At 57.8% G+C, this 8,996-nt stretch carries 5 protein-coding genes; 1 reads left to right on the top strand and 4 read right to left on the bottom strand.

All coding sequences use genetic code 11. From position 1 onward, the window contains the following. Window positions 1-55: 55 nt before the first annotated feature. From polX to ABIL25_10030, 4 genes are read right to left on the bottom strand one after another with little or no spacing between them, the layout of a single operon-like run. Window positions 56-1,783: a DNA polymerase/3'-5' exonuclease PolX gene (polX, locus tag ABIL25_10015; protein ID MEO0082601.1), complete on the bottom strand. Its 1,728-nt coding sequence runs from the start codon at window positions 1,781-1,783 to the stop codon at window positions 56-58. Between the two features lie 6 nt (window positions 1,784-1,789). Continuing rightward, the gene (locus ABIL25_10020) at window positions 1,790-3,355 is read right to left on the bottom strand and encodes an amidohydrolase (protein ID MEO0082602.1); all 1,566 of its coding nucleotides are present in this window, start codon (window positions 3,353-3,355) and stop codon (window positions 1,790-1,792) included. Continuing rightward, window positions 3,352-4,761 carry a 23S rRNA (uracil(1939)-C(5))-methyltransferase RlmD gene (gene rlmD, locus ABIL25_10025; GenBank protein ID MEO0082603.1) on the bottom strand — a complete coding sequence of 470 codons (1,410 nt, stop codon included), beginning with the start codon at window positions 4,759-4,761 and terminating at the stop codon, window positions 3,352-3,354. The genes ABIL25_10020 and rlmD overlap by 4 nt, the downstream gene beginning before the upstream one ends. Continuing rightward, window positions 4,755-5,297, bottom strand: a complete 543-nt coding sequence (locus tag ABIL25_10030) for an LptE family protein (protein ID MEO0082604.1) — start codon at window positions 5,295-5,297, stop codon at window positions 4,755-4,757. The genes rlmD and ABIL25_10030 overlap by 7 nt, the downstream gene beginning before the upstream one ends. 1,469 nt (window positions 5,298-6,766) lie before the next feature. On the opposite strand from ABIL25_10030, the gene ABIL25_10035 reads away from it, so the two are divergent. Beyond that, on the top strand, window positions 6,767-8,996 hold a 2,230-nt coding region (locus ABIL25_10035; protein ID MEO0082605.1), incomplete at its 3' end, for a hypothetical protein.

Genomic DNA, 8,996 nt, shown 5'->3' on the forward strand with positions numbered 1-8,996 from the left:
GGCCAAGACATGAAGTCCTGGCCGGTTGCCGGTGGCTGGCGAACAAGACCAGGCCTTAGCGGGTACGGATATCACTCAGCAGCTTGAGGAGTCTGGTGTAGGAAAGGCAGTTGACGACGTCAGCTTTCTCGAGCCAGGCGCGACGAGCGGTCAAGACGCCGTACTTCATCCAGTCGAGGTCCGCGACTGCGTGGGCGTCGGTGTTGATGGCAAGTTTCACGCCAGCTTCCTTGGCCTTGCGTGCCCAGATGTCGGACAGGTCAAGCCGGGCATAGAACGCATTCAGCTCAAGGATCTTGGCGTTCCGGGCCGCGCACTCGATGACCTTTTCCAAGTCAATGTCGTACCCCTCACGGCGGCCGATAATGCGGCCGGAAGGATGGGCAATCATGTGAACCAGCGGGTGCTCGAGTGCAAAGCAGATGCGTTCGGTCGCATTCTTCTTGAATCCCTGGTGGATCGAGGCGATGACAAAGTCGAGCCGCTCAAGGGTTTTGTCGGAGTAGTCGAGTCTGGCTTCGACGGTGATGTCAACCTCGCTTGCCTTGAGAATGCGGAACCCGCGCGACTTGGCGTTGAACCGATCCACCCAATCGCAATGGCGCAGGAGTGCGTCCTCGGACAGGCCGCCGGCATAAGTCACCGAGGCTGAGTGTTCCGCGATCGCGATGTGAGTGTAGCCGCGACGGCGGCATTCCTCAGCCATCTGTTCAGGCTCGGCCGAGCCGTCGGAAAGGCGGGTGTGCATGTGCAGGTCACACCTGATGTCCTCAAGCCGCACGAGTCTCGGTAGCTGGCCCTCAAGCGCAGCTTGGATTTCTCCCCGGTCTTCGCGCAGCTCCGGCTCGATGTACGGCAGTCCGACCGCAGCGTACACCTCGGGTTCGCTCTTGCCGGCGACCAGTCTCTTGTCCTGGAACACGCCGTACTCTGACAGCTTCAGGCCCTGTTTTCGAGCCAGGGTGCGGAGCGCGACGTTATGGTCCTTGGAACCGGTGAAGTACTGGAGTGCGGCGCCGTAAGAAGCGTTTGGTATGACCCTGACGTCAACCTGGCGCAGACCGGACCGGGTCTCGAATAGGCAGGTAGCTTTTGTTGTACCTTGGCCGAGAACTTGCTTGACCAATGGATGGGATACGAATCGCCGGATGATTGCTTTCGGGTTGCGACCGGTGACAAGGATGTCAATGTCGCCGATGGTCTCGCGGCCCCGGCGCAGAGAGCCGGCCGGTGTGACCCGGGTCACACCGGGCAGAGCCTCAAGGTGCGTTTTGACCGACTCGGCGAGTTCCATAGCTTCGTTCAGGAACATGCGCTCGCCGGCCATGTCGGCGAGGCGCATTGCGCGCAGGATGTTTTGAACCCTCTTGTCGCCAAGACCGGGAAGCCGGGCCGCACGGCCATCTTTGAGAACCTCTTTCAGCTTTTCCCGACTGTCCACGCCAAGTTGTTCATGCAACAGTTTCAGGGTTCTGGGCCCAAGTCCCTGAATCTGCAGTAACTTAAGAAGCTCCGGGGCGATGCCAGCGGTTGCTTCCTCGTATTTATTCATCCGTCCGGTTGACAGATACTCGTGGATTTTCTTGGCGATGCCCTCGCCAATTCCCTGGATAGTAGTCAGTTTCCCGGCCTTATCCAGGTCGGCCACGTCCTCGGCTAGGTCGGCAAGTTCTCTTGCGGCCCGGCGATAGGCAAGCACGCGAAAACCGGTCTCGCCCTTGAGCTCCAGCGCATCGGCAATGGTGTTGAACAGACGGGCAAGTTGCTCGTTATTCGCCGGCATAGGTGGCTACGGTTCTGATGCAGGGAAGATGCGCATACCGGCGCGGTACGTAGCGAGCACGCGGCAGGTAGCTGTGGTTCTTGGGTCGTTGTCAAGTAGCACGATGTCGGCGTCGAATCCGGGTTCGATGCGGCCGACCTTATCCTCAAGAAAGAGTGAGTATGCTCCGTTGGTCGTGAAGAGCGCCATTGCCTCGGCCGGAGAGATGCGTTCAGCCGGATTCGGGTGGTTCACAGCAGCGGCGATTCCAGACAGCGGGTCAATTCGGGTTATCGGCGCATCCGATCCGCCGGCCAGTTTGATACCGGCTCGGAGCATTGAGCGATAAGGGTTGGTTTGTTTCCAGCGCTCGCCTAGGCGCTTAGCATACATGCGGTTCGGTCCACCCCAAGTAGTCTCAAACGCCGGCTGAACGCAGAGCACCAGCCCGAGTCCGGCGATACGGTCGATCAGATTCTGATTGAGCAACTCGGCGTGTTCGATGCGGTGGCGGAGGTCTGAGCGTGTGCCGACTTGCTCATGGCAGCGGACTAGTTGCTCCACTGCCCGGTCGCCGATGGCATGGAACGCAGTCTGGAGTCTGAGTCCGTCGGCCCGCTTGAGTAGAGCTAGTAGTTCGTGGTCTTCGAAGTAGGATATGCCGCGGTTGCCTGGTTCGTCGGCATAGTCCGTGCTGAGCGCAGCAGTGCGAGACCCGAACGAGCCATCAATAAGCAGGCAGCCGCCGAGTCGAGGAAGCCGAAACCGCCTGGCAAGCTCTGGTCTTCGGGTTTGAACAAACGGCACGGCCCGGACCGAAAGCATGGCCAGACCGCGCAGGAGTAATAGCCAGTCGCCAGGGTCAATTCCGTCGTTGCCGACAAGCGCGGCAATCGTCGTTACGCCAGCTCTGGCGGCTGCCCAGCCGGCCTGTTCGAGCGCCCGTAGGACTGTCGAGGGTTCAAGTCGGCTCTTGAACCGTTCAGAGGTCTGTTCATACGCCCGGCCATGCAGCACTCCGTTCAAGTGGCCTGACGCATCCCTCTCGCAGCCGTCCAGGTCCTGAGCAGCAAGGCCGGCGTCGAATGCCTTTGAGTTCACGACTGCGGAATGACCGTCAACCCGATACAGAAGAATCGGGACCGTGTTCGAGACGCGATCGAGTTCCTGTCGTGTCGGGAAACGGGACTCAACGAGCAGGTCGGGTTCAAGATTGAAGCCGAGCATGATACCGGACTGTGGGCCGTCCCTGAGTCGCTGGGCGAGTAGGGTCAGAACCTCATCAATCGAACGGGCCGGGGCAAGGGAAACGTAAACGTGCTCCAGTCCGAGTTCGAGTGGATGGGTGTGAGCGTCAAGGAACCCAGGGCAGATAAGGGGCAAACCCGGACGCAAGTCCGTCGCAAGCGGCCTGACCGAGACAATGTGGCCGTCCTTTGCGACGACCCGGCCATGGAACGGTTTGGCGTCCGGACCGGTGATGACGCTGCCAATAACTTCGTCAAGCCCTGACGGGAATAACATCTGTTCCCTTGGTCCTGTAGTCTCGGGGTTGTCGCCGGTTTGAGCGGCCGAGCCGGTCGTTGCGTTCATCCGCGTTTTCTCTCCAACCGGGTCACGACCTCAACGTGAAACGTTTGCGGAAACATGTCGGTCGGCTCCACATCGGTTGTCTGGTATCCGAGTTCCTCGAACAGTTTCAGATCCCGGGCGAGGGTCGCAGGATTGCACGATACATACACCACGCGGTCCGGTCTGAGTCTAGTGATGTGTTTGATCGTGGCTGGGCTGGCGCCTTTGCGCGGTGGATCAAGCACGACAATGTCAGCCCGGTCAATTGAGGCGATCACGTTGTCTACATCGCCGGCGATGAACTCGACGTTGTCGGCGCCCGCCAGCTCGGCATTGAACCTTGCGTCCGCAATTGCGCTGCCTTCGATTTCGCAGCCCACGACCTTACCGACGAACCCGGCCAGAATGATGGTCAGCATGCCGACTCCGGAGTACAGATCAAGTACGGTCTCGCCACCGGTCGGCGCACAGTAGCGGAGCACCTTGCGGCACAATTCCTCGGCTTGGCCGGTGTTGACCTGGAAGAAAGACAGAGGCGAGACTCGGAAACTCTTGTCGAGCACCTGGAAGTGAAGCTCAGCCCGACCGGCCAAAAGTACCGTTCTGTTGCCGAGAATGCGGTTGGTCCGGTCAGGGTTCACGGTCTGAACAATGCCTGATACTCCAGCAAGCGCAGCGAGCCGTTCGACAAGCAACGGCTTGATGTTCTGGGTTCGGGTCGAGACGGTGACTACGGTCTCTGTGCCCGAGGTCCTGAACACCAGGTGGCGGATGTTACCTTTGTGGTTTCGCTCGTCGTAAGCGGTCTCGTCAGCCGCGAAAATTGCCTCGACTGCACCAGCCCGTATCCGGTCAAGTGCTTCGGGATGCAAGAGGCAGGTCGGAATATCCAGAAGGACATGCGAATCTTGTCGGTAGAACCCAACCTTCGGCCGCGAGGGGGCTCTGTCTGCCCTTGCCGCTGTCTGTTCCTGTTCAGGGGTAGAGGATGGGGTCAAGGAAGCGGAGGAATCTTGCCGCAGGGCCTGATTCGGTTCCTGCGGCTGGACCGGGTACTGGGTCTTGTTGCGGTAGCGCCATGGTTCAGAATGGCCCGAGATGTTCCGCACTGGCACGAACACGCGGCCGATGCGCTGCAGCGCATCGTTTACGATCAGTTTCTTGACTATGAGCTGACCTTCGTAGCTCAGGTGCTGGAGTTGGCATCCGCCACACGCGCCGTAGAACGGGCAGGGGGCCGGTACGCGGATTGGGGAGGGTTCAAGAATCTCGGCGATTTGGGCAACCGCATAGTCCTTCTTGCGGACAGTTATCCGGGCCCGGACTCGCTCCTGCGGCGCGGCGAACGGTACGAACACTTTGAGTCCGTCGAGCTGGGCCAGACCGGTGCCGCCGGCCACGATGCGGTCAACTACCAGTTCTACCACGCAGTGATGACCCGGCGCACGGTTTCTGTAGCCAGCTTTTCCATCAACCTTATTGCAGCGACCTCCTCGGTCTCAGTGTCGGGGTTATAAGTTACCTTGGCTGTGACCGGGCCGGAGAAAAATGTTTCGTCCCGCACCTGGTCTTCGGCTTCGACCTGGGCTGTGCCAGAAAGCTCATAGGCTGAGATGGTCTGGTTTTCGTCGTACACTGACGCGGTGCGGGAGTAACTTGTGATGGTCACGTTCACCGACAGGTTCGCCTGTTCGAGCGTAGTGACGCGCAAGCTGTGGTCGCGATTGAAGGCGGTGATGAGCAAATCGGTGAGCTGGTCACCAAGCCCAGGCTGGAGGGTTGAGTTCTGAGCCGGTAGGACCGCGACGGTGCGCAAATGAGGCGGTAGTAGCGACCTGGCCGAGTAGCCACAGCAGCCGGTCGTGGTCAGCAGACAGCATCCAGCAATCAGCGTGGTCCCGAGAATGGTTGGGACAGGGTGCAAACGGCCACGGAACCACGAAACGGCTAAGAGGAACGTCATGCCGAGTGAAGCGGCGGATTTCGTCTCAAGGACGGGCAAAATTTCTCACAGAATTGACACCTGCTCTTTCAGAAATCGGTTGGGGAGGTAGGGCTTCAGTGTCGGCGCAGCCTTCTCTCTGACTTCTAGAATGCTCACCAGCTAGGTTACACCGACACCGGCCGGGCGTCAAGAACCGATCAGGAACCGGGGAACCGAAATTGAACTGAGCCAGCGAACGAATCTATCAGGTAATGCCCTCTGCTACGACTCACAAACTAGTTGCCATCGTTCTGAGCAATGGCTTCAGACGCCGGAGTGAAAAGTTTAGCCTGAAGGGGCTATCGAATAGCAAGGTGAAAGTCAGTTCTTACGCAGGGACCGGTATACGGAGGTCGCAAGGGCCACGAATGGCTTGGCCAATCCGCAAGCCAGAATCAGACCGGCTGCCAGGAAACGGTGGGAGGCTGATTCTTGGTCTGTGGGGTCTAGCCGCTACTCCAACTGCGGGTAACGGACGAGACATACTCTTCGGACGACTCTCGGCCAGGGTCATCTGTCTGCCGCGGCCTCTTCTATCTGCCGGGCGCTTCGTTCTGCACCCCACACCGTTGCTCGGTTCGCGCTGCGCTGAGCGCCTTGTCCGGCTTCCGCCTCCGCATCTCTGCCCGCATCGCAGGTGGCGGCGGCCCTGATTTCGTTCCTGGCGGCTCGTCGAGCACTTCGGCTCTTGGCTATCTTGATTGTGGTTCGACTAGCCTAGCCTGCCGTGGTGGCTATTCTCATCTGGATGACAACGTTGGTCACACGGTCAGGGCCAAGACCTGTGATCGTCCAGGCTCTCGTGACTATCACCTTCCTTACCAGAAGGGCCGCCACCATTCCCATGGCCCCTACAACTGCTCCCTGTCCGAATCGAGGATTGAGCTAAGTCGCGGAACTAAGTGTGATAGGCTGAAATGCCGACCGGCTAATGGTATAAACCTGTTTATACCTAATCCACGACCGAGCCTGCGGGATTGTACACCCGGTTCAACGCGGCTTCGTGTGTGGTCCGACCTCGCTAATCTTCTGTGCTCTTCGAGTTTCGTCCGATTGCTGTTTCGTCCTTTGGCGTTCTTTGCGGTTGCTCTTGGTTTGGCCCTTTTTCTTGACACGATATGTTTGCTTCCTATACTACTGCTGTCGGAGCGCACTAGGCAACCGAAGCTTACAACCTAGACTGTAAGGGTTACAGGTCTTTGCCCTCGAGATGCTTTACGTTTCCCGGTGTCCGACAGCGAATGGAGCAGGAAAGAGCGTGGGCTCGAACAGATTGAGCAATGAACTGTAGAATGTTCTTTCGCCGAGAACTCGCACTCGGTTCTTATCGGCTTGACGCTCCTGCCGACAATGTCGGTTGGACATGTTTTTTACACATGAAGGCCAGGCGGAATTGTCTGTCGGGCCCAAACGCTTGCGAAGTCCAAACCAAACCCAAAGGAGGCCAAATGTATAGAAGCACGACGGGTCTGATAGCAATACTGCTGCTTGCCGGCGGGGTCTTTGCTGGCAGCGACTACGCCGCGCCAACGCTGAACCCACCGACCGACGTGGAGTATGTGGTCTGTGGTAGTGGTCAGTATAACAACGGTTCGTATCCTTGGTATGGCCACACCACGAATGGTTGTCGTTTCCAGACGCTGCTTGAGGCATCCCAGCTGACCCAGCTTGTTGGCAAGAATATCGTCAGTGTCGGGTGGCGACTGGCGAGCGCGAATACGAACAATTTCACTGATGTGGATATCCTCATTGGTCCGACAAACCTTACTCAGTTGGGGACCGCTTTTGCCGCAAACTACTCAGCGCCTCCAACACTGGTGTACCACGCGGACAACCTGCTGGTAGGCAACTCGGGCGGCGGCGGTATCAATGTGTGGCAGGACGTAAACCTCTCATCGGTCTATCCGTATTCTGGCGGCAACTTGATTGTCGAGATAAGCTGGCAGACCTACGGCGGTACGACAGTGACTACCTACCGGTCCACTCCTCCGACGAGCGGAGTCCCCCACATTCTTTATGTGCAGAACAAGACTGGTACGTCCGGAAACACAACCAACACCCATCTCGATGTACGATTCGGCTATGAAGAGCCTGCGGGTAACCCCACAATACAGAATGTGATCCGAGATATTGAGTTCCCTTTCAGTTGGGAGAAGGTTGTGGTATCCGCCACAATTACACCTCCAGCCAAAGAGGAGATTGACATTGCCCAGATCAAGTACTCGACTGATGGCGGTTCGAACTGGACTACGGATGACTTCAAGGATAGAAACGGCGATGTCTACTTCTTTGAGATACCGGCACAGACCGGCGGATTGACAGTTGACTACAAGATATATGCCCACAGCAGCGGTGGCGGCGAGGCTACCTCTCCGACATCGTCATACACCATTCCACTCGATGTCAGCATCTACGATATCCAACATGTTGACACTACGGTCACCAACTCCTCGCCGCTGGAAGGTAAACGCGTGCATGTCGGTGCGGTGATTACCGGCCGCGTAACGAGCCGCATCTTCTACTGCAAGCAGGGTGCGGGTGATGCATGGCAGGGGTTGACGCTGTATTTCACTGCTGACCAGACCTTCGTGCCGGGTGACACCGTTGACGTGAACGGTGTGGTGAAGGAGTATAACGGCTTGACCGAGATTGACCCGCTGAACAGAATCGAGCTGCGTGGCAGCGGCAAGTCCTTTGACACGCTTGAGCTGACTGTGCCGGATGCACGACTGGAAGCATACGAAGGTTGTCTGGCGATTGTGAAGAGCATTAGGGTTATCAACACAACCGACCCTACCTTCCTACAGAACAAGGCATACGACGTAGAGGATGAGCACGGTGAGCAAATGAAGCTCTACTCGACAAGGTATTCGAACTTCGTTGGTGCGCCGGTTCCATCCGGTTACTTTGACCTGGTCAGTAACCTCGGTCAGTACGATGTTACCGATGCCCGGACTGCACAGTTCATCCCACGTGAGAAAGAGGACATCATCCCGATTGCCGACGTCGCGGCTGAAGCGATACTGGCTCCGGGTGCAGGGGTTCTGCTCAACACCTCGGTGATTCCAAGCGTAAAGGTGAAGAACTTATCTCCGGCCGAAGTCAAGAATGTGACCATCACGTTCAAGATTGGCTCCGTCTACGACAAAAGCAAGACAGTCACGCTCTTGTCAGGAGAGGATATCATTGCCTTCGACGCATGGACCGCGGCACCGCTGGGCATTCATGCCGTTGAAGCCAGCGTTAGCTATGTTGGCGACCACCAGCCCTCGAACAACATAGTAACGGGACAGGTCAGGGTACTGGCAAGTCTTGCCGGTGTCTGGTCCGAAGTGAAGTCCATGCCCAAGACCCCGACTGACAAGGCACCAAAGGACGGTGCGTGGATGGCACTGCATGCGGCTGGCACTGATGCCAACCCGGTCATCTACGTTGCCAAGGGCAACAAGGCGACCGACTTCTACATGTACGACCCCCTGGCTGGTGACTCCGGGACCTGGTATGAAAAGGAAGAGATACCGGGTAACGAAGGCACCAAGCTAAAGCCGCCGTCCAAAGGCTGTGTCGGTGTGTCTGATGGTGTGCAGTACGTGTACATGACCAAGGGCAATAACACCCTTGGATTCTGGCGCTACGATGCAGTTGCCAACACCTGGGACTCCATGCCTGGCGTGCCTG

Source organism: candidate division WOR-3 bacterium, assembly GCA_039801365.1.
Lineage (GTDB): Bacteria > Hydrothermota > Tepidihabitantia > Tepidihabitantales > Tepidihabitantaceae > JBDRUN01.